Origin of the sequence: Ewingella americana (assembly GCF_006438725.1) — a bacterium.
GTDB lineage: Bacteria > Pseudomonadota > Gammaproteobacteria > Enterobacterales > Enterobacteriaceae > Ewingella > Ewingella americana_A.
This window is the reverse complement of the sequence record NZ_RCZD01000001.1, coordinates 620,340-645,201: the sequence shown is the minus strand read 5'-3', so window position 1 is coordinate 645,201 and position 24,862 is coordinate 620,340. Positions and strand designations below refer to the sequence as shown.

At 54.5% G+C, this 24,862-nt stretch carries 22 protein-coding genes; 9 read left to right on the top strand and 13 right to left on the bottom strand.

Features of this window, described 5'->3' with window-relative positions; genetic code table 11:
- Positions 1–689: 689 nt before the first annotated feature.
- On the top strand, positions 690–1,817 hold the full coding sequence (gene ompC, locus EAH77_RS02780; protein WP_140470259.1) for a porin OmpC: 1,128 nt from the start codon (positions 690–692) through the stop codon (positions 1,815–1,817).
- Between the two features lie 121 nt (positions 1,818–1,938).
- On the opposite strand, the gene EAH77_RS02775 is transcribed toward ompC, so the two are convergent.
- Positions 1,939–2,871 (bottom strand): LysR family transcriptional regulator, encoded by a 933-nt coding sequence (locus tag EAH77_RS02775; protein ID WP_140470258.1) that lies wholly within the window; start codon positions 2,869–2,871, stop codon positions 1,939–1,941.
- A gap of 101 nt (positions 2,872–2,972) precedes the next feature.
- Between EAH77_RS02775 and EAH77_RS02770 the strand changes: the two genes are divergently transcribed.
- Together EAH77_RS02770 and EAH77_RS02765 are read left to right on the top strand one after the other, a co-directional pair.
- Positions 2,973–3,407 (top strand): DMT family transporter, encoded by a 435-nt coding sequence (locus EAH77_RS02770; RefSeq protein ID WP_140470257.1) that lies wholly within the window; start codon positions 2,973–2,975, stop codon positions 3,405–3,407.
- Positions 3,408–3,409: 2 nt separating this feature from the next.
- Complete coding sequence (locus EAH77_RS02765) at positions 3,410–3,862, top strand: DMT family transporter (RefSeq protein WP_140470256.1); 453 nt, start codon at positions 3,410–3,412, stop codon at positions 3,860–3,862.
- Between the two features lie 35 nt (positions 3,863–3,897).
- Here EAH77_RS02765 and EAH77_RS02760 read toward each other — a convergent pair whose 3' ends face one another.
- Positions 3,898–4,356, bottom strand: coding sequence for an RES family NAD+ phosphorylase (locus tag EAH77_RS02760; RefSeq protein ID WP_140470255.1), 459 nt, complete (start codon positions 4,354–4,356; stop codon positions 3,898–3,900).
- Positions 4,353–4,814, bottom strand: coding sequence for a type II RES/Xre toxin-antitoxin system antitoxin (gene parS, locus EAH77_RS02755; RefSeq protein ID WP_140470254.1), 462 nt, complete (start codon positions 4,812–4,814; stop codon positions 4,353–4,355). The genes EAH77_RS02760 and parS overlap by 4 nt, the downstream gene beginning before the upstream one ends.
- Positions 4,815–5,248: 434 nt before the next feature.
- Here parS and EAH77_RS02750 point away from each other — a divergent pair, with 434 nt between their 5' ends.
- Positions 5,249–6,136: a nucleoside-specific channel-forming protein Tsx gene (locus EAH77_RS02750; RefSeq protein WP_140470253.1), complete on the top strand. Its 888-nt coding sequence runs from the start codon at positions 5,249–5,251 to the stop codon at positions 6,134–6,136.
- A gap of 56 nt (positions 6,137–6,192) precedes the next feature.
- Here EAH77_RS02750 and EAH77_RS02745 read toward each other — a convergent pair whose 3' ends face one another.
- From EAH77_RS02745 to EAH77_RS02725, 5 genes are all read right to left on the bottom strand, one after another.
- Positions 6,193–6,537, bottom strand: a complete 345-nt coding sequence (locus tag EAH77_RS02745) for a copper-binding protein (protein ID WP_161985760.1) — start codon at positions 6,535–6,537, stop codon at positions 6,193–6,195.
- 10 nt (positions 6,538–6,547) lie between these two features.
- Positions 6,548–9,727: an efflux RND transporter permease subunit gene (locus EAH77_RS02740; protein ID WP_140470251.1), complete on the bottom strand. Its 3,180-nt coding sequence runs from the start codon at positions 9,725–9,727 to the stop codon at positions 6,548–6,550.
- The gene (locus tag EAH77_RS02735) at positions 9,724–10,971 is read right to left on the bottom strand and encodes an efflux RND transporter periplasmic adaptor subunit (RefSeq protein ID WP_140470250.1); all 1,248 of its coding nucleotides are present in this window, start codon (positions 10,969–10,971) and stop codon (positions 9,724–9,726) included. Before EAH77_RS02735 ends, EAH77_RS02740 begins: the two co-directional genes overlap by 4 nt.
- Positions 10,968–12,212: a TolC family protein gene (locus tag EAH77_RS02730; RefSeq protein WP_140470249.1), complete on the bottom strand. Its 1,245-nt coding sequence runs from the start codon at positions 12,210–12,212 to the stop codon at positions 10,968–10,970. Before EAH77_RS02730 ends, EAH77_RS02735 begins: the two co-directional genes overlap by 4 nt.
- Before the next feature lie 88 nt (positions 12,213–12,300).
- Positions 12,301–12,681 (bottom strand): hypothetical protein, encoded by a 381-nt coding sequence (locus EAH77_RS02725; protein ID WP_140470248.1) that lies wholly within the window; start codon positions 12,679–12,681, stop codon positions 12,301–12,303.
- Positions 12,682–12,849: 168 nt separating this feature from the next.
- Here EAH77_RS02725 and EAH77_RS02720 point away from each other — a divergent pair, with 168 nt between their 5' ends.
- A complete protein-coding gene (locus EAH77_RS02720; protein ID WP_140470247.1) occupies positions 12,850–14,445 on the top strand; it encodes an ABC-F family ATPase in 1,596 nt (531 codons plus the stop codon).
- 267 nt (positions 14,446–14,712) lie between these two features.
- Here the strand turns inward: EAH77_RS02720 and moeB are convergent, their stop codons facing one another.
- Both moeB and moeA read right to left on the bottom strand, forming a co-directional pair.
- Positions 14,713–15,474, bottom strand: coding sequence for a molybdopterin-synthase adenylyltransferase MoeB (gene moeB, locus EAH77_RS02715; protein WP_140470246.1), 762 nt, complete (start codon positions 15,472–15,474; stop codon positions 14,713–14,715).
- A gap of 2 nt (positions 15,475–15,476) precedes the next feature.
- Entirely contained in the window at positions 15,477–16,718 is a 1,242-nt protein-coding gene (gene moeA / locus EAH77_RS02710) for a molybdopterin molybdotransferase MoeA (protein ID WP_140470245.1), read from the bottom strand.
- A 253-nt stretch (positions 16,719–16,971) separates the two neighbouring features.
- On the opposite strand from moeA, the gene EAH77_RS02705 reads away from it, so the two are divergent.
- Complete coding sequence (locus EAH77_RS02705) at positions 16,972–17,202, top strand: DeoR family transcriptional regulator (RefSeq protein ID WP_140470362.1); 231 nt, start codon at positions 16,972–16,974, stop codon at positions 17,200–17,202.
- A 72-nt stretch (positions 17,203–17,274) separates the two neighbouring features.
- On the opposite strand, the gene tsgA (EAH77_RS02700) is transcribed toward EAH77_RS02705, so the two are convergent.
- Both tsgA (EAH77_RS02700) and xapA read right to left on the bottom strand, forming a co-directional pair.
- Complete coding sequence (tsgA, locus tag EAH77_RS02700) at positions 17,275–18,471, bottom strand: MFS transporter TsgA (protein WP_140470244.1); 1,197 nt, start codon at positions 18,469–18,471, stop codon at positions 17,275–17,277.
- Positions 18,472–18,481: 10 nt separating this feature from the next.
- Positions 18,482–19,330, bottom strand: coding sequence for a xanthosine phosphorylase (xapA, locus tag EAH77_RS02695; protein ID WP_140470243.1), 849 nt, complete (start codon positions 19,328–19,330; stop codon positions 18,482–18,484).
- 139 nt (positions 19,331–19,469) lie between these two features.
- Here xapA and EAH77_RS02690 point away from each other — a divergent pair, with 139 nt between their 5' ends.
- Positions 19,470–20,396: a LysR family transcriptional regulator gene (locus EAH77_RS02690; RefSeq protein ID WP_140470242.1), complete on the top strand. Its 927-nt coding sequence runs from the start codon at positions 19,470–19,472 to the stop codon at positions 20,394–20,396.
- A 54-nt stretch (positions 20,397–20,450) separates the two neighbouring features.
- Here EAH77_RS02690 and tsgA (EAH77_RS02685) read toward each other — a convergent pair whose 3' ends face one another.
- On the bottom strand, positions 20,451–21,650 hold the full coding sequence (tsgA, locus tag EAH77_RS02685; protein WP_140470241.1) for an MFS transporter TsgA: 1,200 nt from the start codon (positions 21,648–21,650) through the stop codon (positions 20,451–20,453).
- Between the two features lie 318 nt (positions 21,651–21,968).
- Between tsgA (EAH77_RS02685) and EAH77_RS02680 the strand changes: the two genes are divergently transcribed.
- Both EAH77_RS02680 and gsiA read left to right on the top strand, forming a co-directional pair.
- Complete coding sequence (locus EAH77_RS02680; protein ID WP_140470240.1) at positions 21,969–22,979, top strand: isoaspartyl peptidase/L-asparaginase family protein; 1,011 nt, start codon at positions 21,969–21,971, stop codon at positions 22,977–22,979.
- Positions 22,976–24,847 carry a glutathione ABC transporter ATP-binding protein GsiA gene (gene gsiA, locus EAH77_RS02675; RefSeq protein ID WP_140470239.1) on the top strand — a complete coding sequence of 624 codons (1,872 nt, stop codon included), beginning with the start codon at positions 22,976–22,978 and terminating at the stop codon, positions 24,845–24,847. The genes EAH77_RS02680 and gsiA overlap by 4 nt, the downstream gene beginning before the upstream one ends.
- Positions 24,848–24,862: the final 15 nt, after the last annotated feature.

Genomic DNA, 24,862 nt, shown 5'->3' with positions numbered 1-24,862 from the left:
CACTGTACAAAAATTGATTTTTTTGTGGAGAAAACCGGCGATGACCAATTAACTGATTGTTTTATGGCCGCTATAATTGATTGTTTTTGTATCAGATATTAATAAATTACTGTTCAGATTGTGAAGGGAATAAGATAAATAAGAGGGAATAATGACAAGGATGAATGAGTGAATATGAATATTGATAAATTATCCGTATTGTACTACCGGTATGAAATAACCCGATTTTGACAATGTCACATGCTGTAACTACCGCACAAAAGGCGAAAAAAAACCGGCCATAAGGCCGGCTGTCGTTTCCATAAAATGTGGAATGAAGGTAATGAATAACAAATAATGATGATAGCAAGTGGGATTATATAGAATTATTGATTTTTTGCTTTATCACTTAGTGCTCTATGGGTTGTTCTTATTTTATTGATATATATGTATTTTTTAATAAATTAGCGATAAGTGCTATATTTTAACAATTGAGTTTTTTCAAGAAAGTTCGTCACCATTAACATTATGTTACATTTAATAATAGATACGAAACACTATCACTAAGTTGGTATCATTTTCTTTCTGGATTAATAGACTTTATATACAGAGAATGGATTTGCCATGTCGGGCATATAATTTTAATCGTTTTACTTCACCCAAGACTCTTCAATCAGTGGCACGCCCGACACCTTACGAGGATAGCTCAAATGAAATATCGAATTCTTTCTCTCTTGGTCCCTGCATTATTAGTGGCAGGATCAGCAAGTGCGGCAGAAGTCTATAATAAAGATGGTAATAAACTGGACCTGTACGGTTTGGTTGATGGCTTACACTATTTCTCAAATAATGCTGGCTCTGATGGTGACCAGAGCTACATCCGTCTGGGTTTCAAAGGTGAAACCCAGATCAACGACCAGTTGACCGGTTATGGTCAGTGGGAGTATCAGGTTCAGGCTAACCACGCTGAAAGCTCTGATTCTGGTGATAATTCCTTCACCCGTTATGGTTTTGCTGGTTTGAAATTTGGCGACTACGGTTCATTCGATTATGGCCGTAACAATGGCGTGATGTATGACGTTGCATCATGGACCGATATGCAGCCTGAGTTTGATGGCTCTACCTATGGCGCTGACCAGTTCCTTTTCCAGCGTACTAATGGCGTCGCCACCTACCGTAATAACAACTTCTTTGGTCTGGTTGATGGCCTGAAGTTTGCTCTTCAGTATCAGGGTAAAAACGATAGCGGCGGTGCTGAACCCGGTACGCGTGATGTCTTGACGCAGAATGGCGACGGTTACGGTATGTCCCTGAGCTACGATATCGGCGCTGGCGTCAGCGTTGCCGGTGCGTTCTTCAACTCAGACCGTACAGATGAGCAAAATTCTGCAGCGGGTATTATGGGTGGCGGTAAAAAAGCGGAAGGTTATACCGGTGGTCTGAAATATGACGCGAACAACGTCTATCTGGCCGCGATGTTTACTCAGGCTTATAACGCTTCACGCTTCGGTTCTACCGATTCAGAAGCTTATGGTTATGCTAACCAGTCACAGGCGTTTGAAGCCTATGCAAGTTACCAGTTCGACTTTGGTTTGCGTCCGTTCGTGGCCTATAACCAGACTCGCGGTAAAGATCTGGGCAGTGACCGTTTAGGCAATAACTACGATGATCAGGACCTGGTGAAGTTTGTTGACTTGGGTGCGACCTACTATTTCAACAAAAACATGTCGGCTTATGTTGATTACAAAATCAACCTGATCGACGCCAGCACCTTCACCGACAACGCCGGTATCAATACCGATGATGTGACGGCGGTCGGTCTGGTTTATCAGTTCTAACCTGTTGCTGAGTGTAGTGAGCAAAAAAGACAGGCATTTTCAGACACAGAATAGTAGTAACAAAAAACGCGGCTCTGGCCGCGTTTTTTGTGCCTGATGGACGTTGGCTATGCGTCAGCCATTATCTCTCCCAATAGGGTGTCTCGCCGTATTTCTCCCGCAGAAAATCAATCACCGCACGGACTTTAATCGACAGCCTTTTACTGTGCGGATACACGGCAGAGATCGTTTGTGTTTCCAGCGAGGTGGAGACGTCAAAGCCCCCCAGCACGTTGACCAGACGGCCGTCATGCAACGCATCGCCAATAAGCCAGGTCGGGAAGACCACCAACCCCACGCCGTCGATAGCGGCCTGTGTCAGGGTTTCTGCATTGTTGCTGGTGAGTGCGCCGTGCAAACTGTACGGTTGCCATTCATGGTGCGGTTGGCGGAAAAACCAGCGCTGCGAACCGGCAAAACCTTTAAAAACCAGGCAACTGTGTTGCGCCAGTTCTGCGGGCGAAGCTGGGGTTCCGGCGCGGGCCAGGTAGGCAGGGCTGGCAGCAAGCCTGAAGCGCTGATGCCCGAGCGTGCGCGATTGCAAGGTGGAGTCGGCCATAACGCCGATGCGGATCAGCAAGTCGGTGGCATCATGCAAAGGATCGATAAAATCATCTGTCTGCATCAGCTCAATGTGAAGTTTGGGATAGCGTGCGCAGAGTTCATGCAACCAGGGGGCAATGTGGCGCTGGCCGAACACCACGGGGGCGTTGATGCGCACCAGTCCGCCCGGCTCCAGATCCTGCTCCTGTAAACCGCGCTGAGCCTGATCGAGTTGATCCAAAACCTGCCGGGCATGATGAGCGAGCAGGTTCCCCGACTCGGTGGGGCTGACTGCGCGGGTATTGCGATACAGCAACTGAGTCTGTAAGGCTTGTTCTATCTGCTGCACGGCGCGGGAAATGGTGGACGGCGACATGGCTTCGCGGCGCGCCACTTCGGAAAAGCTGCCCTGATCCACCACTGCGACAAACAGACGCAGTGCCTTGAAGTTGATCTGATTAAAACCTTCCATCTGTGCGTATCCGGCAAAAGTATTTTCCTGATTGTCCTGTTTTTCGCAATGAAACGCTACGCTATAGTCCGTTTCTTTTATCAGGGCGTAACTGGAAAATAATGAATCTGATCTTAATTCCGCTGGTGGTATTGGCTGGCATGGGGCTATCGCTGGAGGCCGGGCTGCTTGGACCGCTGGGAACGGAGGTCGGCCATTTATGGGCGACGCTGAGTATCTTTGGGGTTGGTGCTGTGCTGACCGGTTTATTGGTGCTGTTTTTCAGTCCGCGCAATGCCCCGGCGTTTACTCAACTGCCGGGCTGGCAACTGCTGGGCGGTGTACTGGGGCCGGTTTACGTGATTGTGCTGACACTGGCGACGCCGCTGATTGGTATCGGCCTGACGATGATCGCCATTCTTTCCGGTCAGGTGGCTAAGAGCTTGCTGATTGACCATTTTGGCTGGTTTGGCAGCCCGGCGAAAAAAGTGGGCGTTGAGCGCTTGCTGGCGCTGGCGTTTATTGTCGTCGCGTTAATTTTGATTGCCTGGAGCTGAACATGACGGAAGTCATAATGATTATTCTGGCTGTGGTAGCCGGATCCGCACTAAGCATGCAGGCGGCGGTCAATGGTAAACTGGGCGAAAAAGTCGGCGTGCTGAAAAGTGCATTTTTGACTTTCAGCGTAGGCGCAGCCATCACCGGCGTGCTGATTTTGTTTATCCAGACACCGCAGTCTGCCACGCTGCTGACTGTGCCGAAATGGCAACTGATGGGCGCACTGTTTGGCGTGCCGTACATCATCATCATGGTCACCGCTGTACCACGGATTGGCACTGCCGCCGCGACGGTGGCGGTTATTCTTGGGCAGTTGTCGATGGGGATGATGATTGATAATTTCGGTTGGTTGCAAAACCCGACGATCGGCCTTTCATGGCAACGCATGGCTGCGGTTCCCTGCCTGGCGATCGCTTTATGGCTGATTTACCGCAGCAATCGCCAGTCATCATAAACGCTTCGTCCTAAACCACATCACGCGTCTGGCCGTCAGGTCAGGCGCGGATCAAATATCATCGCTTCTGTTTTTACTGTCTCAAGCAGGGCGGCGAAATCGGCATGTTGCGGATTCATAATGGCATTGAATTCGCTCGGTACAATCACCGACGGCACTCTTAATCCGACACTTTCCCCGGCCAGTAACCAGGCTTCCCCCAAATTTTGCGTACTGTCAGGCGGCGACGGATCTTTCCAGTCGGTATTGAGTGCTGATGTATCGAGCGAGGGCAGCATCTCATCGGGTACATCGATACTCAGCAGCGTATAGGCCTGTAACAACAGGCTACTTTGCAGATGCACCATGATTTCCAGTATGGCCAGTGAAATGCTGGTGGCGAGGTATACCACCGGTTTTCCGGGTGGGTTCCAGCGGCCGCCATAAAGTTGCGCGCCGGAACCCGACCAGGCTGTCGCCAGATGTTTGGTTTTCACTATGCGATATAGCCTCACCCAAAGACCCCGTATTCCAGACGGCCAATCAGGCGATTCACTTCCAGCGCACCCGCCTCTGAGGCCAGCATCTCTACCGGTGGAACACCACCAAGCGCCGGAGCTGGGCGGCGTATCCAGTCGAGCGCGGCGCTGCGGTCGCCTTCGAATAAGTCAGTGGCCGCATCCACGATTCGGATCAGGCGTGCGACGCGTTCGCTTTCGTCGGTTTTCAGCAGACCGTTCTCCGCTTTGCGGCGTGCAAAGCTGCGTTCGTTTATTCCCATGATTTCCAGCAAAGCCATTTTTGACCATCCCAGTTCGGCGTTTAGGCGATGAATACTATCAACTGAAAATCCCTTTTGTATGGCATTGATCAAACTTATTCCACCACTTGCGGGAAGCCCCGCAGATTGCCAAAGGCGCATTGCAGGCACGGGGGGATTTTTGGAATGCAGCTCGGAAATTTTGGTTTGCATGATGGACTCCTTTTTTCGCTAATTGTCATAATAATAGCACGACAATTGTCAATTGTACGCATTTTGCACAATCGATATCGAGCGGTATAAGAAACGTCCTTATCAGCAATATGTGAATTTTGTGTGACTCTCATCACACAAACTATGTATCGGAATGAAACAGAAATTGACAAACCTTGACCAAATCTATTTATTAGCTATCAAACGTTGAATCTGATCTTAGGTGGCTGGTATTTGCTCAACCTTTGTATTAAGGCATGGCAATCGGTTGCAGGTCACAGTTTCAGATTCTTTTTTATGCGTAGTGATGTGGCACGCCAATTACGGTTTTAAGCAGGCAGTGGCCCTGAATAAATATTCAGACGCTGAATGTTTCGTAAAAAATTGTCTCCTTCTGGCAGGGAGTTGCTTCCTAACCCGCTTCTGGTAAACAAATGAAAAATAAAATTATTGCAGCTGGCGCACTTTTAGCTTTGTCTTACAGCGCGACTGTGCTGGCTGATGACACCAAGGGTGAATTCGTTTCCGACTGGTGGCATCAGAGCGTTAACGTAGTCGGCAGCGCCGATACCCGTTTCGGACCAACCATTCGTAACGACGTCTACCTCGAATATGAAGCCTTCGCACACAAAGACTGGTTTGATTTCTACGGCTACATCGATATTCCAAAAACCTTCGGCGCCGGTAATGGCAACGACACCGGTATCTGGGATAAGAACGGTTCCCCGATGTTTATGGAAATTGAACCGCGCTTCTCTATCGATAAAATGACCAACACCGATCTGAGCTTCGGCCCGTTCAAAGAGTGGTACTTCGCCAACAACTATATCTACGATATGGGGCCGGATAGCGATAACCGCCAGAACACCTGGTTCATGGGTCTGGGTACTGATATTGATACTCATCTGCCAATGAGTCTCTCCCTGAACGTATATGCGAAATACCAATGGGAAAACTACGGTGCAGCCAATGAAAACAGCTGGGATGGTTACCGTTTCAAAGTGAAATACTTCGTACCCTTAACTCAGCTGTGGGGCGGTAGCCTGAGCTACATCGGGTTCACCAACTTCGACTGGGGTTCTGATCTGGGCGACGGCGGCTTCAATGACGTTAATGGGCGTCAGGCACGTTCAAGTAACTCTGTTGCGTCCAGCCACATCCTTGCGCTGAACTATACGCATTGGCATTACTCGTTCGTGGCGCGTTACTTCCATAACGGCGGCCAGTGGCAAGACGGTGCTGAGCTGAACTTCGGCAACGGTAACTTCGACGTGAAGTCCACCGGTTGGGGTTACTACGGCGTGATCGGTTACAGCTTCTAATCTCACCCGCAAAGTTCAAAAATGAAAACCCGGCATTGCCGGGTTTTTTTATGGCGCTATTTCTTAGCCTGAATCGCCATCACGACTTCATTGCCATTTTCTGCTTTCAGGGTGAAATCGACGGTTTCCCCTTCCTTAATATTCTTCAGCAATGCCGGATCCGCCACTTTAAAACCCATGGTCATGGCTGGCCAGTTGATGGCCGGAATCGGGCCGTGTTGCAGCGTCACCATGCCTGCTGCCGTATCGATTTTTTTCACCACACCGCTGGCATTGGCGGTATCACTTTTTGCCGGTGTGTCTGCCATTTGCATACCGGCCATGCTGGTGTCTGCGGCCATTACCGGAGCAGCAGCGGCAAACAGCACTGAGAGAGCGATGATATTGATGATGTTAGACATGATATTTCCTTCACTTATTAAGATCATGGGAACGGGTAGCCTGCAAAGAGGCTGAGGATTTACGTCCAGAGAATTCACGTTCTGCGAGCAAACGCCAGAGCGCGGGTATAAGAAACATCGACAGCAGCGGGGCGCTTATCATGCCGCCGACCATCGGTGCTGCAATGCGGCTCATCACTTCGGAGCCCGTGCCGCTGCTGAGTAAAATCGGCACCAGCCCGGCCAGGATCACCGCCACCGTCATGGCTTTTGGCCTGACGCGTAAGGTGGCCCCTTCACGAATAACGGCATCCATTTCTGACGCCGTCAGCGGCAGGTTGTGTGGGTTGTGCACGCTCATAGCCTGACGCAAATAGACCAGCATGATCACGCCAAATTCCGCCGAAACACCGGCCAGCGCGATAAAGCCAATGCCAGAAGCTATCGACAGGTTGTAGCCGAGCAGATAAAGCAGCCAGATACCGCCAATCATGGCAAAAGGTAAGGTCAGCATGATCAGCGCCGCTTCTTCCACCCGGCGGAAGATCAGATAGAGCAGGAAGAAGATAATGGCCAGCGTTGCCGGAACCACCAGTTTCAGACGTTGTAACGCGTGTTGCAGGTATTCAAATTGCCCGGCATATTCGAGGCTGACGCCGGGCGCGAGTTGCAATTGCTGATTAACCGCATGGCGCAGCGTCTCGACGACGTTAGCAATATCGCTGTTGTTGGCGTCGATATAGACCAACCCAGAAAGACGGGCATTTTCCGTTTTGATCATCGGTGGCCCCTCGCTGACGTTCAGCGTCGCCACCATGCCAAGGGTGATTTGCTGGCCTGACGGCGTGTAAATGGGCAGCTCGCGCAATCCGCCGAGTGAGTCACGGGTTTCACGCGGATAACGCAGGTTGATCGGATAACGCGCCAGCCCCTCGACGGTTTCGCCGATATTTGCCCCGCCGATAGCCGAAGAGACAATCGCCTGCACGTCAGCGATATTCAGTCCGTAACGGCTGGCAGAGGCCCGGTTGATATCGACGTCAATATAGTGGCCACCGGCTAAGCGCTCCGCTAACGCAGAATTCACGCCCGGCACGGTTTTGGCGATCCGTTCCACGGCCTGTGCCGTGCTGTTGATCGCGCTAAGCGTCGGCCCGGAGATCTTCACGCCGATCGGGCTTTTAATCCCGGTGGCCAGCATGTCGATACGGTTGCGGATCGGCGGCACCCAGATGTTGGCTAAACCTGGCACTTTCACGATGCTGTCCAGCTCTTTCACCAGTTTTTCCGGCGTCATACCCTGGCGCCACTGGTCGCGGGGTTTGAACTGAATGGTGGTTTCAAACATCTCCACCGGTGCCGGGTCGGTGGCGCTTTCCGCCCGTCCGGCTTTGCCAAAGACGCTCTGCACTTCCGGCACGGTTTTGATCAGCCGGTCGGTCTGTTGCAGCAGTTCGGCCGCTTTAGATACCGAAAGGCCCGGCAGGGCCGACGGCATATACAGCAAGTCACCTTCATCAATAGCGGGCATGAATTCCGAACCGATGCGGCTGAGCGGCCATAGTGTGGTCAATAGAATAAGGGCCGCCAGCAGCAGTGTGAGTTTAGGGTGGGTGAGTACCCCATTGAGCATTGGCCGGTAGACGCGGGTCAGGCCGCGATTGATAGGGTTGCGGCGCTCATCGGGGATGCGGCCGCGTATCCAGTAGCCCATCAGTACCGGGATCAGTGTCACCGACAACAGGGCAGCACCCGCCATGGCGTAGGTTTTGGTGAAGGCCAGCGGGCCAAACAGTTTGCCCTCCTGCGATTCGAGTGTGAAGACAGGGATAAACGAAAGGGTGATCACCAGCAAACTGAAGAACAGCGCGGGGCCAACTTCGGTTGCCGCCTCGGTGATCACTTCCCAATGCGCCTGCCCCTCGAGCTTCTCGCCGGGGTGATCGTGGGTCCAGTGTTCAATCTTTTTGTGGGCGTTTTCGATCATCACGATAGCGGCATCGACCATCGCCCCGATGGCAATGGCGATACCTGCCAGAGACATCATGTTGGCGTTGATCCCCTGAATGCGCATCAGAATAAAGGCGATCATGATACCGAGCGGCAGCGAGATGATAGCGACCAGCGCTGAGCGGAAGTGCCATAAAAACAGCGCACAAACCAGCAGCACGACGACAAACTCCTCGATCAGTTTATGGCTGAGGTTATCGATGGAGCGGTCAATCAGCTTACTGCGATCATACACCGGCACGATTTCGACGCCGGTGGGTAAACTGCGCTGTAACTCGTGGAGTTTCTGTTTCACGCTGGCAATGGTGGTGCGGGCATTTTCGCCGGAACGCAGAATAATCACGCCACCGACGGTTTCCCCCTGACCGTTAAGTTCGGCCACGCCCTGACGCAGTTCCGGGCCGATGTGTATTCTGGCAACATCCCCGAGGGTAACCGCAATGCCATTTACGACACCGAGCGGGATCAGCCGGAAATCATCCAGGGTTTTCAGGTAGCCGGAAGCCCTGACCATGTAATCCGTTTCCGCCAGTTCGACCACCGATCCACCGGCCTCCTGATTGGCCTGCTGTACGGCAGCGATCACCGCCTGCTGAGGCAGACGATAGGCGGCCATTTTTACCGGGTCGAGCACAATCTGATACTGCTTCACCATGCCGCCGACGCTGGCCACTTCGGCCACATTTGGGATGCTTTTCAATTCGAAGCGCAGGAACCAGTCCTGCAAACTGCGCAACTGGCTTAAATCGTGAGTTCCACTTTTATCGACCAAGGCGTATTCATAAATCCAGCCGACACCCGTGGCATCAGGTCCAAGGGCGGGTTTGGCTCCGGCAGGTAAGCGTGACTGCACCTGGCTGAGGTACTCCAGCACCCGCGAACGCGCCCAATACAGATTGGTGCCTTCCTTGAAAATCACGTAAACAAAAGAGTCGCCGAAGAAGGAATAACCGCGCACGGTTTGTGCCCCCGGCACCGAGAGCATGGTGGTGGTCAGTGGATAGGTCACCTGATTTTCAACCAGTTGTGGCGCCTGGCCCGGGTAACTGGTCCTGACGATCACCTGAACATCGGACAGATCGGGCAGGGCATCTACTGGCGTGGTGTTGATGGCCCAGACACCGGCAGCGGCGATAAACAGCGTTGCCATCAGTACCAGAAACCGGTTGGCGACTGACCAGCGAATCAATAGTGCAATCATGGCTGATTCCCCTGATTTTCAGCACTGCCCATCCGGCCAAGAACACCTTGCAGGCTGGCTTCTGAGTCAATCAGGAATTGGCCGGACGCCACCACCTGCTGGCCTTGAGTCAGGCCGGAGAGAATCGCTGTTTTTCCCGCAGCGTCAGGCCCTATTTGCACTTCAACAGGGGAAAAATGGTGATCTCCTTCGCTAACGATCACCACATCGCGCAGACCGGTGTGGATCACCGCCTCGCTCGGTACGGTGAGGTTTTCCAGCGCGTTACTGTTATGCAAACTGACCTGGGCAAACATGCCCGGTCTGAACTGTTGTTGAGGGTTAGCCAGTTCCACTCTGACTTTCAGGGTCCGGCTGGCGGCGTCGGCGACGGGTAAAATGGCGCTGACCTTGCCGGTAAACGTTTTTCCGGCATAAGCCGGGAAAATTATCTGTGCCGGTTGGCCCAACACCACCTGCGCGCCTTGCGCTTCAGGCACCGCGACATCCAGCCATACGGAGGAAATACCGTTGAGTGTCACCAGCGTATTCCCACTGGCAACGGCCATTCCCTGGCGGACATCGAGAGACTGAATCACGCCTGTGATCGGCGCAGTGAGGGTAAAGACCGGCTGCGGTTTGCCGCTTTGTTCCACCTGGCGTATTAGGGACGGTGGCATCCCCAGCAGTAACAGCCGCTGTTTAGCCGCGTTGGTCAGTGCGGTGTCCCCGGTGCTGCGCATCGCCAGGTATTCACCCTGCGCACCGGCCCAGTCTGGCATCAATAAGTCCACCAGCGGTGACCCTGCCTTCACGATATCGCCTGCTGCCAGCGGATAACTGTGTTGCACAAAGCCATTACTGCGCGCCTGCACAATCGCGACATCGCGGTCATTGAGTACCACGTTGGCGACCGCACTGACACGGTTTTCGACCTGACTATGGGTCACCGTCGCCAAGCGGATGGCCAGGTTCTGTACCATGCCAGCGTCAATGCGCACGCTGTTATCCGGGGTTGTCTGGTCGGCGTATTTTGCCGTTAACGGCATATCCATAAACGGGGATTTTCCCGGTTTATCAAAATGCTGAGCCGGGGCCATCGGGTCATACCAGTAGAGGACTTTGCCCCCGGTGGGTGCCGCGTCTTTGGCGATACTATCGTGCGGGGGGACCGTCTGCGTGTTGGCGTACCAATAACCTGTCGCGCCACCCGCAGCAAGACAAACCACAGCCAGAGCCGCCAGTTGAAAGGGTTTCCGTTTCATTGTTGCACTCCTGCAAAGGTGTAATAGAGGGCCGCTGCCCGTTGTGCACGTTCACTTTGCAGCCCGACTTTGCGGATTTGCTGTTCAAGCACGGCGCTGCGGGCATTGATCAGTGCGGCGCTATCGCTGGTACCGCGCGAGTAACCTGCGTTCAATAGCGTGACTTTCTGCCGGGCCAGCGGCAGCCAGCGTTGGTCGATACGTTCAATCTGGCGGGTGAGGGTGGCGTACTCTGCGAGGTCGTTATTAAGTTGATTGGTTTGCTGGCGGATGGCGGCATCACGCAGTTCACCGACCTGCGTCAGGTCGAGGGTTTTGGCCGCGATAATCGGATCCTGACGGTTGGCGGCAAACACCGGCAGGCCGACGGTAAATTGCACCGACACCATGTTGCCGTACTGCGGGTCGCGCCTTTGGTAATCCAGTTCGACACTCCAGTCGGGGTTTTTCTCGGCTTGGGCTGCACGCAGCTCAGCCTTCGCTTTCGCCGTCTCACTGTTATATGCCTGAATCTTTGGCGTGTTATGCAAGGTTTTCAGATAGCTCGTCGCATCGACCGGTAAGTCCGGCGCGCTGCCCACCAGTGGCTGTTGTGCGTCCGCGCCAATATAACGGCTGAGACTGGCTGTGGCGGTGCGCAGATCCCGCTGAAGTTGGTCTTCACGGTCGGCCAGTTCGGCCTGTTTTTCGTCGGCATTCAGTACGTCGGCAAGGGGCGTTCGCCCCGATACGATCTGTGCTTGTAACGCTGTGCCGAGCAAGCCATTTTCATGTTCCAGCTGTTGTAAAAGCCCAAGCTGTTGTTCGAGATAATAACGGCTGAGCCAGGCTAAGGCAGCGCCCTGCGCGACATCAACCTGCAAGATGCTGTGCTGTGAACCCGCCTGCTGGATCTGCGCGCTGGCGACCTCCTCGCGGGCATCGCGCTTGGCTGAATTGGGAAATTCCTGCATCAACCCAATTTTCTCCATGGTCATGGATTCTTCGGTCAGGGAGTTTGCCATCGGGCCGGAGACCGGGAAGTTGTCGAGGCCGGTGATCAATTTTGGGTCTGGCAAGGCTCCGGCAGGAATAGCCGCTGCCTGTGCGGAATGAATGCCAGTCCGGCTGGCAGAGAGTTCGGGAGATTGCTGCAACGCACTGCTCACCGCGTAGCTGAAGGTCAGCGGCGCGGCATGGGCGAACGGGGTTATTCCCGCAAGCAAAAGCTGCGCAGGGACATAGATCGATTTGAAGGACATCGTATTGATTCCATGAAAGTAACGGCACGCACCAAGGCATACCTTTTCCGTCAGCTACAGGCCAAACGGCGTTAACTATCGATAAGAATCAGACGGACCGGGGAGGGCGCCATTGGCCTTCAAGGGCCGGGGAGAACGGAGTTTCAGGCGTCGGTAAGACGTTGTCCTGATAGGGGGAAGATAATGTCAGGGGAACGAAAGAGGTCAGGATCGTGCTGAGATTACAGTTAGCGCCAAACTTACAGTTCTGGCCGCCTTGCTGTTTGCCCTTTGACGACATGTCGCTTTTTGGTGTCATGCAGTCATCAGGAGAGTCGGTCATCGCGGACATGCCCGGCATAGCCGTCGGCCCGCTGGTAGTCATTTCCGTCAGCGTAGAACACTGCGCCATCAAATTCACCGACGCCAGCCCTAAAGAAGGCAGCGTGATGCTAAGAATAAGCAGAATCAACAGACGGATTTTTTTCATGAGCCGCAGTGTAATGCAAAGCGCCAGAACATGCATCCGGCTAAAATTAACAAAAAGTTACCGATGTGAAGAGGTTTGCCTGAAAAACAACCACCCCAACAGGCGATCTCCTTGCGCCGTTGTGGCATAATGCGCGCCAAATCACATTCCTAATTAAGAGCGAGCGTTGTGTTAAGTACTTACAACATCACCATGCAATTCGGCAGCAAGCCGTTATTTGAAAATATTAACGTGAAATTTGGCGGCGGTAACCGTTACGGTTTGATCGGCGCTAACGGTTGCGGTAAATCCACTTTCATGAAGATCCTTGGTGGCGACTTAGTGCCATCAGGCGGCAACGTGGTACTTGACCCGAACGAGCGTCTGGGTAAATTGCGCCAGGATCAGTTCGCCTTTGAAGCGTTCAGCGTGCTGGACACCGTGATCATGGGCCACGCTGAATTGTGGGCCGTGAAAGAAGAGCGTGACCACATTTACGCGATGGCGGAAATGAGCGAAGCCGACGGTTATAAAGTGGCAGACCTTGAAGTCGAATACGGCGAAATGGACGGCTACAGTGCGGAATCTCGCGCGGGCGAACTGCTGCTCGGCGTTGGCATTCCGGTAGAACAACATTACGGCCTGATGAGCGAAATCGCACCGGGCTTTAAACTGCGCGTATTGCTGGCGCAGGCACTGTTCTCTGACCCGGAAATTCTGCTGCTCGACGAACCGACGAACAACCTGGACATCGATACCATTCGCTGGCTGGAGCAGGTGCTGAACGAACGTAACAGCACCATGATCATCATTTCGCATGACCGTCACTTCCTGAACATGGTGTGTACACACATGGCGGATCTGGACTACGGCGAGCTGCGCGTGTATCCGGGTAACTATGACGAATACATGACGGCGGCAACGCAGGCACGTGAACTTCTGAGCGCCAATAACGCCAAGAAAAAAGCACAGATTGCTGAACTGCAATCCTTCGTCAGCCGCTTTAGTGCCAACGCCTCAAAATCTAAGCAGGCGACGTCCCGTGCCCGTCAGATTGACAAAATCCAGCTCGACGAAATCAAAGCGTCCAGCCGTCAGAACCCTTACATGCGTTTTGAGCAGGACAAGAAACTGTTCCGTAATGCGCTGGAAGTGGAAAAAATCACCAAAGGTTTTGATAACGGCCCGCTGTTTAAAAATCTTGGCCTGATGCTGGAAGTGGGCGAGAAAATTGCCATTCTGGGCGCCAACGGTATCGGTAAAACCACCCTGCTGAAAACGCTGGTGGGTGAGCATGAGCCGGAAAGCGGTTCGGTGAAATGGTCTGAAAACGCCAAAATCGGTTACTACGCGCAGGATCACGAATATGAATTCGACGACTCTCTGAACGTATTCGACTGGATGAGCCAGTGGAAGTCCGAGAAAGATGACGAACAGGCAGTGCGCGGCATTTTAGGCCGTCTGTTGTTCGGTCAGGACGACATTAAGAAGAAAGTGAAAGTGCTTTCCGGTGGTGAGAAAGGCCGCATGCTGTTCGGGAAACTGATGATGCAGCGTCCTAACATCCTGATCATGGATGAACCGACCAACCACCTTGATATGGAATCCATCGAGTCGCTGAACATGGCGTTGGAAATGTACGAAGGCACGTTGATCTTCGTCTCCCACGACCGTGAATTCGTCAGCTCACTGGCGACCCGTATCATCGAAATGACGCCGACTAAAATCATCGACTTCTCCGGTAACTACGAAGACTATCTGCGTAGCCAGGGCATCAACGACTAAACCTGCTTCATCCTTCGCGTTGACTCTGCGTTGGCTGCCTTCACGAACCCCGGTCACATACTGATGTATGCTCCCGGGGTTTATCCGGTTGCCGCGTTACGAGGCCTATTTCCAGGCCTCGCCCCTAAAGGGGCCGCTGTAAGCAGCGTTCAAAACCTGCTTGCAGCAGGTTTTGTGATTCAACGCGAATGATTTTGGGGATTACTGTGTTGCATAATAAAAAAGTCCGCGAACGTGCGGACTTTTTTATACTCAAAATTCAGCGAATCAATGCCCCCCACACACCTCGCACCGCGGATCTTTCATCAGTTTCATTTCCCGAAACTGCATCGTCATTGCATCAAACATCAGCAAACGGCTGTGGAGAACTTGCCCGAAATCCGTCAAGAGTTTGATGGCTTCCATGGCCTGCAAACTGCCGATGGTGCCGACCAGCGGTGCCATCACACCGGCTTCCACGCAGGTCAGGGCATTCTCGCCAAACAAGCGGCTGAGGCAGCGGTAACAGGGTTCGTCGGGCTGATAGGTGAAGACGCTGAGCTGGCCCTCCATGCGGATAGCCGCGCCGGAAACCAGCGGCGTTTTCGACGCAAAACAGGCGCGGTTAAGCTGGTCGCGGGTGGCGACGTTGTCGGTGCAGTCCAGCACCACGTCGCACCGGCGGATAGTATCGGCGAGCGCTGCGTCATCCAGTTGACGGTCAATTGGCGTGATGGCCACATGCGGATTAATCGCTTTCAGCGCCAGCTGTGCCGAGGCCACTTTGCTCATGCCGATACGGGCATCGGTATGCAGCGTCTGGCGCTGCAAATTAGACAGCGACACGGTATCGAAATCCAGCAGCGTCAGGGATCCGATCCCGGCGGCCGCCAGATATTGCGCCGCAGCGCAGCCCAGGCCGCCCAGCCCGACAATCAGCGCATGGCTGGCTTTCAGTTTTTCCTGCCCGTCGAAATCGAACCCTTTCAGCACGATCTGGCGGTTATAGCGCAGGGTTTCGGCGTCGGTCAGTTCCGGCAGCGTCGTCATATTCAGCTCCGCAGCAGTGCGTTAAAAGGTTCGACGTCGACCAACTCACCTGCGGACACGCGGTCACGTTCACGTTCCAGCACCACAAAACAGTTGGCCTGGCTGAACGAGCTGAAGACGTGTGAACCCTGATGACCCGTGGTGCGCACTTCCAGTTCTCCGCTGGCGCTGGTGCTGAAAATACCGCGCTGGAAATCCAGACGCCCCGGCGATTTATTAAATGGCGTAGTCGCTTTGGCTTTCAGACGCGGCGGCATCGTCCATGACGTATGACCGCTCAGCCCGGCGATAAACGGCTGCACCAGCTGATAGAAGGTGAGGGCAGCGGAAACCGGGTTACCCGGCAGGCCGCAGAACCAGGCTTTTTTCAGCTTGCCGAAAGCGAAAGGTTTACCCGGTTTAATCGCCAGTTTCCAGAAACCAATTTCGCCCAACTCATCGAGCATTTTCTTGGTGTAATCCGCTTCACCGACCGACACACCGCCGCTGGAGATCACCAGATCGGCAAAGTCATTGGCCTGTTCAAAGGCTGCACGCAGCGCCTGCGGGTCGTCGCGGATGATGCCTAAATCCAGCACTGTACAACCGATCTGCTCGAGCATCAGGCGCACAGCAAAACGGTTGGTGTCATAAATCTGCCCTTCCTGCAGCGGCGTACCGACCGGTTGCAGTTCGTCGCCAGTGGAGAAAATGGCCACTTTCAGCGGCTTGTACACGTCAACGTGCTCCACGCCGAGCGAGGCCAGCAGCGGTAATTCGGCAGCGCCCAGACGCACGCCTTGCGCCAGCACACTGTCACCCTGTTTGATGTCATCACCGATCAGACGAATGTTCTGACCTGGCCGCACACTGGCGGTTAAACGCACGCCCGCGTCAGTCACTTCGGTCTGTTCCTGCATGATCACCGCATCCGCGCCCGGAGGCACCGGTGCGCCGGTCATGATGCGGATACAGCTTCCGGCTGGCCACTCACCGTGGAAAGGCACACCGGCAAAGGCTTTACCGGCGACGGGAAAAACAGCGCCGTCGTGCAGGTCGGTTGTGCGCAGGGCGTAACCGTCCATCGCCGAATTATCAAACGGTGGCACAAACACCGGTGAGCGCACTGGCGCGGCGGTGATGCGCCCGGCGGCGGCGGCCAGCGGCAAGGATTCGACATCTTCTTCTGTTTTAGCAGGTGTATGGGCGCGCATTTTGTCCAGCGCGTCCTGCAGTGAGATCAAACCGGCGGTATTGAATTCCATCTTAAATTCCTTGTGGTGCCCTCCGCACCAGACGGCAGCGGAACGTGGCAAAAAGCATCCGGCTATTATGTCAGAGTAAAGAGTGGCTGAGAAATCACGCTGACCAAAAATCTCCCGGTGCAAAAAAGCCGCAGCTTTTTTCTAAAAATTGAGATCGATCCCAAAATTAAGCTGAAAACCTGCGTATGATTGCCGTCAGTTTTGTGACTTTGTTCACAAATAAATGTCGAGTGCCAACGGGAGTTGCATCGTGATGAAAAAAAACCGCCATCAAGCCATTCTCCGGTTGGTGGATCAGCATGAAGTGGTGCAGGTCAGTGAACTGGCGCAATGGTTGGAAGTCAGCCTGGAAACCATCCGCCGTGACCTGAGTGAAATGCAGGATCAGGGCCTGATTTTGCGCCGCCACGGCCGCGCCCGCCGCCTGATTCAGCAACCCGTCACCGGTTGGATGAACAGCTTGCAGCGCGCACCGCAGCTGTAAAATCCCGCAGATTTAAGAACGCAAAAGGGAAGACTTCATGGTCTTCCCTTTTTTTCATGCCCGAAATATGTATTATCCGTGCGCAGGCTGCTGCTCAAACCCTTCGGCCTTGCTGTTTACGCAGGCCAGAATCAGCGCCACCAGCAGGAACACGTAGGAGACCGTCGCGGTATTCAGCGCCCAGAACAGACCGTAGTGGCTGTAGACCAGCGACGACAGGGTGGAGAAAATCAGCGTGCCGATGGTGCCGATAGTCAGCAGCGCCGAGGTCAGCGTTGGCGGCGAGTTGCGTACCTGCAGGCTGCCGTAGCTCATGATCCCCGAGAACAGCCCCGAGTTACAGAAACCAAACAGACCAGCGCAAATCAGGATCAGCCCCGGCTGGTTGCTGTTGGCCGCCACGGCCAGACACGCCAGGCCAACCACGCTGGAGATCAGCAAGTAGGTGCGCAGTTTAATGAAACGCACGGTGAACTGATTCACAAACAGGCCGATGGATTTCACCGTCCAGTAGGTGGTGATGTAAAACGCAGCGCGGTCGGCGGCCATGCCGAAGTGCTCTTTCAGCCAGCTCGGCAACCACATGGTGAAAATCGGCTCGGCCAGCAGGAAAGCAAACAGCGCAAAACAGAGTACCCACACTGACATTCCCCAGCGCGGCTGGTTAGCCTGAGTGGAAGAAGCTGCAGGCGCCTGCGGAATGGAAGGGAACTTCTGCCCGACACATAACACGATCATCATCAGGCTCAGCACCGCCATCACGCCGTACATTGCCAGCCAGCTGGCGCCATGCTGGAACAAATAACCCAGCAGCAGCGAAAGCACTACCCCCGCCAACGCAAAGAAGAAGTCGGTCAGGATTAAGTTCGCTGAACGTTTTTTCGGATCCTCATTAATACGCACCACCAGATAGCTGCCGATGGACATCATGATCCCAGACGCCGCACCAATCAGAAACACGCCGATGCCAAACATGGTGATCGACGGCATCAGAAACAGCGCAATGCAGGTCAGCACGGATACGGTTGAACCGGTGATCAGCTGCTTACCCAGATTAAACTTACGCATCAGCAGACCGCTGACCATGATCGGCAGGAACAGACCGATGTTCATCAGGGTAAACATCTGGCCGATAAAACCGGGGTCTTTGCCAAAAGCTTCAGACACCGGACCAATAACAATGCCGAGAGTGGAAACCAGCGCGCCGGTAAAGAAGTAACTCAACCAGGAGATCATATTGATTCGCCGGCGGTTGAAGGTCTGTTCCATGGCGGACTCCTTATTTTTCTGCGCGGGCCATTACGGCGAAGAAGGCGCGGATCAGACGGGTGAAATCACCGGCCGCCAGTGCGGCACATTTCAGGGTCTGCTCGTGGGACAGCACGGTGTCTGACAGCCCTTCGGCATAATTGGTCATGGCCGAGACGGCCAGCACTTTCAGGCCACAATGACGCGCTGAAATCACTTCCGGCACGACGGACATACCGACAACATCGCAGCCAAGGGTTTGCATCATGCGGATCTCCGCCGGAGTTTCAAAATTCGGGCCGGTATAAGAGGCGAAAACACCTTCCGCCACGTCGATGCCGAGCGTCCCGGCGACCTGATGCAACTGCGTACGCAGATCTTTGTCGTAAGCATTGGCCAGGCTGAAGAAGCGCGGGCCGAAGCGTTCATCATTAGGGCCGACCAGTGGGGATTCAGGCATAAAGTTGATGTGGTCAGTCAGTGCCACCAGACGCCCCGGCGCCACCTCTTTTCGCAATGAACCGGCGGCATTGGTGGCCAGTAAGAATTCGCAACCGAGCAGTTTGAAGGTGCGCACCGCGCTGGTCATCACGGACATGCCGTGGCCTTCGTAGAAATGCCCGCGGCCTTTCATGCACATCACCGGCACGCCTTCGAGTTTACCCAGCACCAGTTCACCGGCGTGGCCGACCACGCTGCTTTGCGGGAAGCCCGGCAGCTCGTGATAGGGAATGGCGATGGCGTCGGTCATGGCGTCACATAATGCGCCAAGGCCGGAGCCGAGGATCAGCGCAGCGCGTGGAATAAAGCCGGGCGCACGCTGGCGGATTAATGCGGCGCAGTCAAAAGGATGATTATTAAAGTCTAGGTTATTGAGCATGATCGCTTCTCTCGTCTTTCACGGTAGGATTGGGTTACCTCCAATGCTAGGGTGAGCGGCATATCACGTCTAATACCGTTATCGGACCCTATTTATAGGGAAACCCTATAAATCCGTCAGCCTGTCAGGAAACCTGTTGATGACCAAACCTTTTACCGATTCCCCTTTTGATTTGGGGCAGATCAATCTGCGGTTGCTGCACTATTTTCGCGTGGTGGCGGAAGAGCTGAATTTCAGCAAAGCCGCAGTACGCCTGAACATGTCGCAGCCACCGCTCAGCCTGCACATCAAAGAGCTGGAGTTACTGCTCGGCACGCCGCTGTTTAACCGCACCACGCGTTCGGTATCGCTGACGCCTGCCGGTGCAGCGCTGATGCGCGAAGCCGGGCTGATGCTCGACGGCATCAACCGGTCGCTGCATCACGTACGGAAAATCGGTCGCGGTGAAGTGGGGCATATTCAGTTTGGTACGGTAGGGACCGCCGTCTGGGGCCCGCTATTGCCGGCGTTGAACGCTTTTACTGCCGGTGCGCCGGAAATCAGCTGGTCTCTGACCGAACTGACGCCGGTCCAGCAAATTGATGCCCTTCAGCAAAATCGTATTGATATCGGCATCTGGCGTGAAGCCAATACCGCGCTGCCGCCGGGCATGGTCAGCACGCTGTTCGGCCATGAAAATGTGGCGCTGGCGCTGCCGGATAAACATCCGTTAGCCGCGAAAAGCAGTGTCGGGCTGAGTGAACTGGAGCATGAAGATTTCGTGCTGATGCCGATGAGTGCCTCAAGCCTCGGCAGTTATCTCTATGCCCGCTGCCGTCAGCACGGTTTTTTACCGAAGGTCAGGCATCAGGTGAATGAGCCGCAAACCGCGCTGGCGCTGGTGGCTAACGGCTATGGCATCACCCTGCTGCCGGAAAGTTATGCGCGTATTCACTGGCCCGGCGTGCGTTTTTGCGCCCTGCAGGAGCGGCTTCCCGCCGATCTCTACGCCATTTATCAGACCGAGACGGTCACACCCGTGGCGCTGCGTTTTCTGGCGATGCTGGAGAGCGGAAAAAGCGCATAAAAAAACCGCCGGGGATGAGCCCGGCGGCTGTTTTCAAACATCACACCGCGTCGTTTAGTGCGCGGAAACGTCGTGATTAATCTTTTCTGCTTTGCTCTTAATTCCCGCAATAATGACCGCAATCACCAGCATCACGTAAGAGATAGTGGCGATATTCAGTGCCCAGAACAGGCCAAATTCGCGGTGAATGAAAGAGGAAAACGAGGCGAAAATCAGCGTACCGACGGAAGCGGTGGTCAGCAGGGCTGACGTCAGTGTTGGCGGTGATTTCTTCACCTGCAAACTGCCGTAGCTCATCAGGCCGGAGAACATCCCTGAGTTACAGAAACCGAATACGCCGACGGCAATCAGCACCAGCGAGGTGGATTCACTGTGGGTCACAATGCTCAGGCTGATAAAGCCCACCACGGCAGAGACCAGCAGGAAGGTGCGCAGTTTGACAAAGCGCACGGTGAACTGGTTCAGGAACAGACCAATCGCCTTCACCGTCCAGTAGATGGTGATGTAGAACGCGGCGCGGTCAGCATCCAGCCCGAAATGCTCCAGCAGCCAGCTTGGCATCCACAGAGTAAAGACCAGTTCGCTGAACACGAAGGCAAACAGGGCGAAGCAAAGCACATACGCAGCAATGCCCCACGGCTCTTTGGCCACGCGATCGCTTTTGGCGACTTTCTCCGGTTGCGGTACGGATGGGAATTTCTGCCCGACGCATAACAGGATCATCAGCAGGCTCAGTGTCCCCATGATGCCGTACATCGCCAGCCAGCTTGCGCCATGCTTGAACAGGAAGCCGAGCACCAGAGAGAGTGTCATCCCGGACAGCGCGAAGAAGAAGTCGGTGAAGATCAGGTTGGCCGAACGTTTTTTCGGGTCATCATTGATTCGCACCACCAGATAGCTGCCGATAGACATCATCAGGCCCGCCGTTGCACCAATCAGGAAGACGCCAATACCAAACAGCGTGATCGACGGCATCAGGAACAGGGCGATACAGGTCAGTACGGAAATGACTGAGCCGGTGATCAGCTGTTTGCCCAAATCAAACTTACGCATCAGGATGCCACTGATCATGATCGGCAGGAACAGGCCGATGTTCATCAGTGAAAACATGAGGCCGATAAAGGCAGGGTCTTTATTAAACGCTGTGGCTACGGGTCCGATAACAATACCGAGAGTAGAAACCAGCCCGCCGGTAAAGAAGTAGCTCAGCCAGGAGATCACATTGATCCGCCGACGGTTGTAAACAGTATCCATTGTCATTCCTAAAAGTACTCTCATCCTGAAATTCGAATGATATTGAGTAAGTAAAAAGTAAATTAAAAAAAAGCGTGGAAAGCTTTGCCTGAGGGGCTTTACCCACCATTAGAACGTTTATTATTCCTGTTCTTTAGATGTTTGTCTCGCGCGTTTATACCTTCCCCTTATTTAATTTTCCTAAATATTCTAAGCAATTAGCCCCTTTTTTCTGGTTATGCATTTCCGCTTTACATACTGTAGCGGGCTAAATATAGTCAAAAATAGACCTATCATCCTTCTATGCACATAGATACACCAACACAGGGTGCAGCGCTAATGAGTTCTTCTACTGATAATTCAGCAGCTTCCGTTTCGAACAAGAAGCGCCCGGTCATTGCCATTCACGGTGGCGCAGGGGCCATTACCCGTGCGGCCATGAGTGCCGAAAAAGAGCAACACTATTTACAGGCGCTGGAAGATATCGTCGCCAGCGGGCAGGCCATTTTGGCCGCCGGTGGCAGTGCACTGGATGCCGTGACCGAAGCGGTGCGCTTGCTGGAAGAGTGCCCGTTATTTAATGCAGGCAAAGGCGCAGTCTTTACCCATCAGGGCACCCACGAACTGGATGCCAGCATTATGGATGGCCGCACGCTTGACGCCGGTGCCATCAGCTGTGTGAACCATATCCGCAACCCGATTCTGACGGCGCGCAAAGTGCTGGAACTCAGCCCGCACGTGATGTTTACCGGCGCAGGTGCCGAGAATTTTGCCCGCGAGCACGGCCAGGAAATGGTCGGTGCCGACTACTTTCATACCGATGAGCGTTTCGAACAGCTACAACGCGCCAAAAGCAGCGAAAGCGGCGTGGTGCTGGATCATGACGGTGCCGCGCTGGCCGCATCCGGCTCTGATGACCCGCTCGATGCTGATCGCAAATTTGGCACCGTAGGCGCGGTCGCCATTGATGCGCAGGGCAACCTTGCTGCGGCGACCTCCACCGGCGGGATGACCAACAAACAGGCCGGACGCGTTGGCGACTCACCCATTATTGGCGCGGGCTGCTACGCCAGCAACCGCACGGTCGCGGTCTCCTGCACCGGCACTGGCGAAGTCTTTATGCGCACGTTGGCGGCGTATGACGTCGCCGCGCTGATGGATTACGCCGGGCTGACCCTGCAACAGGCCAGCGACAAAGTGGTCATGGAAAAACTGGTGGCGCTCGGCGGCTCCGGCGGCATGATTGCCATTGACCATCTGGGCAATGTGGCGCTGCCGTTCAACAGCGAGGGCATGTATCGCGGCGTAGGTTACGTCGACGAAGCCCCGCAGGTGGCGATTTATCAGTGAGCAACTCTCCTTTAATACTTCCCGACAATCAGGTGCTGGCAGCGCGCAATCTCAGCGTGCGGTTTGAACACGAAGGCCAGGCGATTGAAGCTGTCCGCGGGTTGAGCTTTGAGGTGAACCGTGGCGAAACGCTGGCGATTGTCGGCGAGTCAGGCTCTGGCAAGTCGGTGACTTCACTGGCGCTGATGCGGCTGGTGGAGCAGGGCGGCGGGCAGATAACCCAGGGCGAGGTGCAGTTTCGCCGTCGCAATGGCGACGTGGTGGAGATCACCGCAGCACCGCAGTCTACGATGCGCTCCCTGCGCGGTGCCGATATGGCGATGATCTTTCAGGAACCGATGACCTCGCTGAACCCGGTGTTTCCGGTCGGCGAGCAGATTGCTGAATCCATCCGGTTGCATCAGGGAAAAGACCACCGCACTGCACGGGCCGAAGCCCTGCGTATGCTCGATTTGGTCCGTATTCCCGAAGCGCGAAATATTCTCGACAGCTTCCCGCATCAGCTCTCTGGTGGCATGCGCCAGCGGGTGATGATTGCCATGGCGCTGTCGTGCAAACCGGCCTTATTGATTGCCGACGAACCCACCACGGCGCTGGACGTCACCATTCAGGCGCAGATCCTGCAACTGATCCGTGTGCTACAAAAAGAGATGAACATGGGGGTGATTTTTATCACCCATGATATGGGCGTGGTGGCTGAAATTGCCGAACGCGTATTGGTGATGTATCAGGGCAATAAAGTGGAAGTGGGCGAGGTCGGCACCATTTTCAGTGCGCCGCAGCATATCTACACCAAAGCGCTGCTGGCCGCCGTGCCGAAACTCGGTTCGATGACCGGCAAAGCCTTACCTGCGCGGTTCCCTTTGTTACATCACGATGAAACCCTGACCGGTTCCGCCAGCGATCTGACCCAAAATACGCTGACGCCCGGTGCGCAGCCGGTATTGCAGGTGCGCGACCTGGTGACCCGTTTCGACCTGCGCAGCGGCATTCTCAACCGTGTTACCCGTCAGGTGCATGCGGTGGAGAAAGTCAGTTTTGATCTCTACCCCGGCGAAACGCTGGCGCTGGTGGGCGAGTCTGGCTGTGGGAAATCCACCACCGGGCGCTCCCTGCTGCGGCTGGTGGAGAGTCAGGGCGGCAGTATTACCTTTAACGGCCAGACCATCACCGATCTTAAAGGCCCGGCGCTGCAACATTTGCGCCGTGACATACAATTTATCTTTCAGGACCCTTATGCGTCGCTGGATCCGCGTCTGACGGTGGGCTACTCGATTATGGAGCCGCTGCTGGTGCACAACGTCGCGCGCGGCAAAGACGCTGAAGCGCGGGTGGCCTGGCTGTTGGAGAAAGTCGGTTTACTGCCGGAGCACGCCCAGCGTTATCCGCACGAGTTTTCCGGCGGGCAGCGGCAACGTATTTGCATCGCCCGTGCGCTGGCGCTCAACCCGAAAGTGGTGATCGCCGATGAATCCGTCTCGGCGCTGGATGTGTCGATTCAGGCGCAAATCGTCAATTTACTGATGGATTTACAGCGCGAATTCGGCATCGCTTTTCTGTTTATCTCTCACGACATGGCGGTGGTGGAGCGTATCAGCCATCGCGTAGCGGTGATGTACCTCGGGCAGATTGTGGAGATCGGCCCGCGCCGTGCAGTATTTGAACATCCTCAGCACGCCTATACGCGCAAACTGATGGCCGCTGTACCCGTGGCAGACCCGGCGCATCGCCGTAAAGAACACACCTTGCTGGTGGATGACATCCCGAGCCCTATCCGCGCGTTACATGATGAACCGGTGGTATTCCCTTTGGTTCAGGTTGGTGCGGGGCATTTTGTGGCCAGACACGCCGTCGGCGGGCTGTATTAATTTCAGTCGCGTTTT

Coding starts and splice junctions, on each gene's coding strand:
- EAH77_RS02765 (WP_140470256.1), top strand. CDS start 3,410: ATGACGGAAGTCATAATGATTATTCTGGCTGTGGTAGCCGGATCCGCA.
- EAH77_RS02735 (WP_140470250.1), bottom strand. CDS start 10,971: ATGAAACGGAAACCCTTTCAACTGGCGGCTCTGGCTGTGGTTTGTCTT.
- EAH77_RS02730 (WP_140470249.1), bottom strand. CDS start 12,212: ATGTCCTTCAAATCGATCTATGTCCCTGCGCAGCTTTTGCTTGCGGGA.
- tsgA (WP_140470244.1), bottom strand. CDS start 18,471: ATGGAACAGACCTTCAACCGCCGGCGAATCAATATGATCTCCTGGTTG.
- EAH77_RS02690 (WP_140470242.1), top strand. CDS start 19,470: ATGACCAAACCTTTTACCGATTCCCCTTTTGATTTGGGGCAGATCAAT.
- xapA (WP_140470243.1), bottom strand. CDS start 19,330: ATGCTCAATAACCTAGACTTTAATAATCATCCTTTTGACTGCGCCGCA.
- EAH77_RS02770 (WP_140470257.1), top strand. CDS start 2,973: ATGAATCTGATCTTAATTCCGCTGGTGGTATTGGCTGGCATGGGGCTA.
- EAH77_RS02680 (WP_140470240.1), top strand. CDS start 21,969: ATGAGTTCTTCTACTGATAATTCAGCAGCTTCCGTTTCGAACAAGAAG.
- EAH77_RS02745 (WP_161985760.1), bottom strand. CDS start 6,537: ATGTCTAACATCATCAATATCATCGCTCTCTCAGTGCTGTTTGCCGCT.
- EAH77_RS02750 (WP_140470253.1), top strand. CDS start 5,249: ATGAAAAATAAAATTATTGCAGCTGGCGCACTTTTAGCTTTGTCTTAC.
- parS (WP_140470254.1), bottom strand. CDS start 4,814: ATGCAAACCAAAATTTCCGAGCTGCATTCCAAAAATCCCCCCGTGCCT.
- ompC (WP_140470259.1), top strand. CDS start 690: ATGAAATATCGAATTCTTTCTCTCTTGGTCCCTGCATTATTAGTGGCA.
- moeA (WP_140470245.1), bottom strand. CDS start 16,718: ATGGAATTCAATACCGCCGGTTTGATCTCACTGCAGGACGCGCTGGAC.
- EAH77_RS02775 (WP_140470258.1), bottom strand. CDS start 2,871: ATGGAAGGTTTTAATCAGATCAACTTCAAGGCACTGCGTCTGTTTGTC.
- EAH77_RS02725 (WP_140470248.1), bottom strand. CDS start 12,681: ATGAAAAAAATCCGTCTGTTGATTCTGCTTATTCTTAGCATCACGCTG.
- moeB (WP_140470246.1), bottom strand. CDS start 15,474: ATGACGACGCTGCCGGAACTGACCGACGCCGAAACCCTGCGCTATAAC.
- EAH77_RS02705 (WP_140470362.1), top strand. CDS start 16,972: ATGAAAAAAAACCGCCATCAAGCCATTCTCCGGTTGGTGGATCAGCAT.
- EAH77_RS02740 (WP_140470251.1), bottom strand. CDS start 9,727: ATGATTGCACTATTGATTCGCTGGTCAGTCGCCAACCGGTTTCTGGTA.
- tsgA (WP_140470241.1), bottom strand. CDS start 21,650: ATGGATACTGTTTACAACCGTCGGCGGATCAATGTGATCTCCTGGCTG.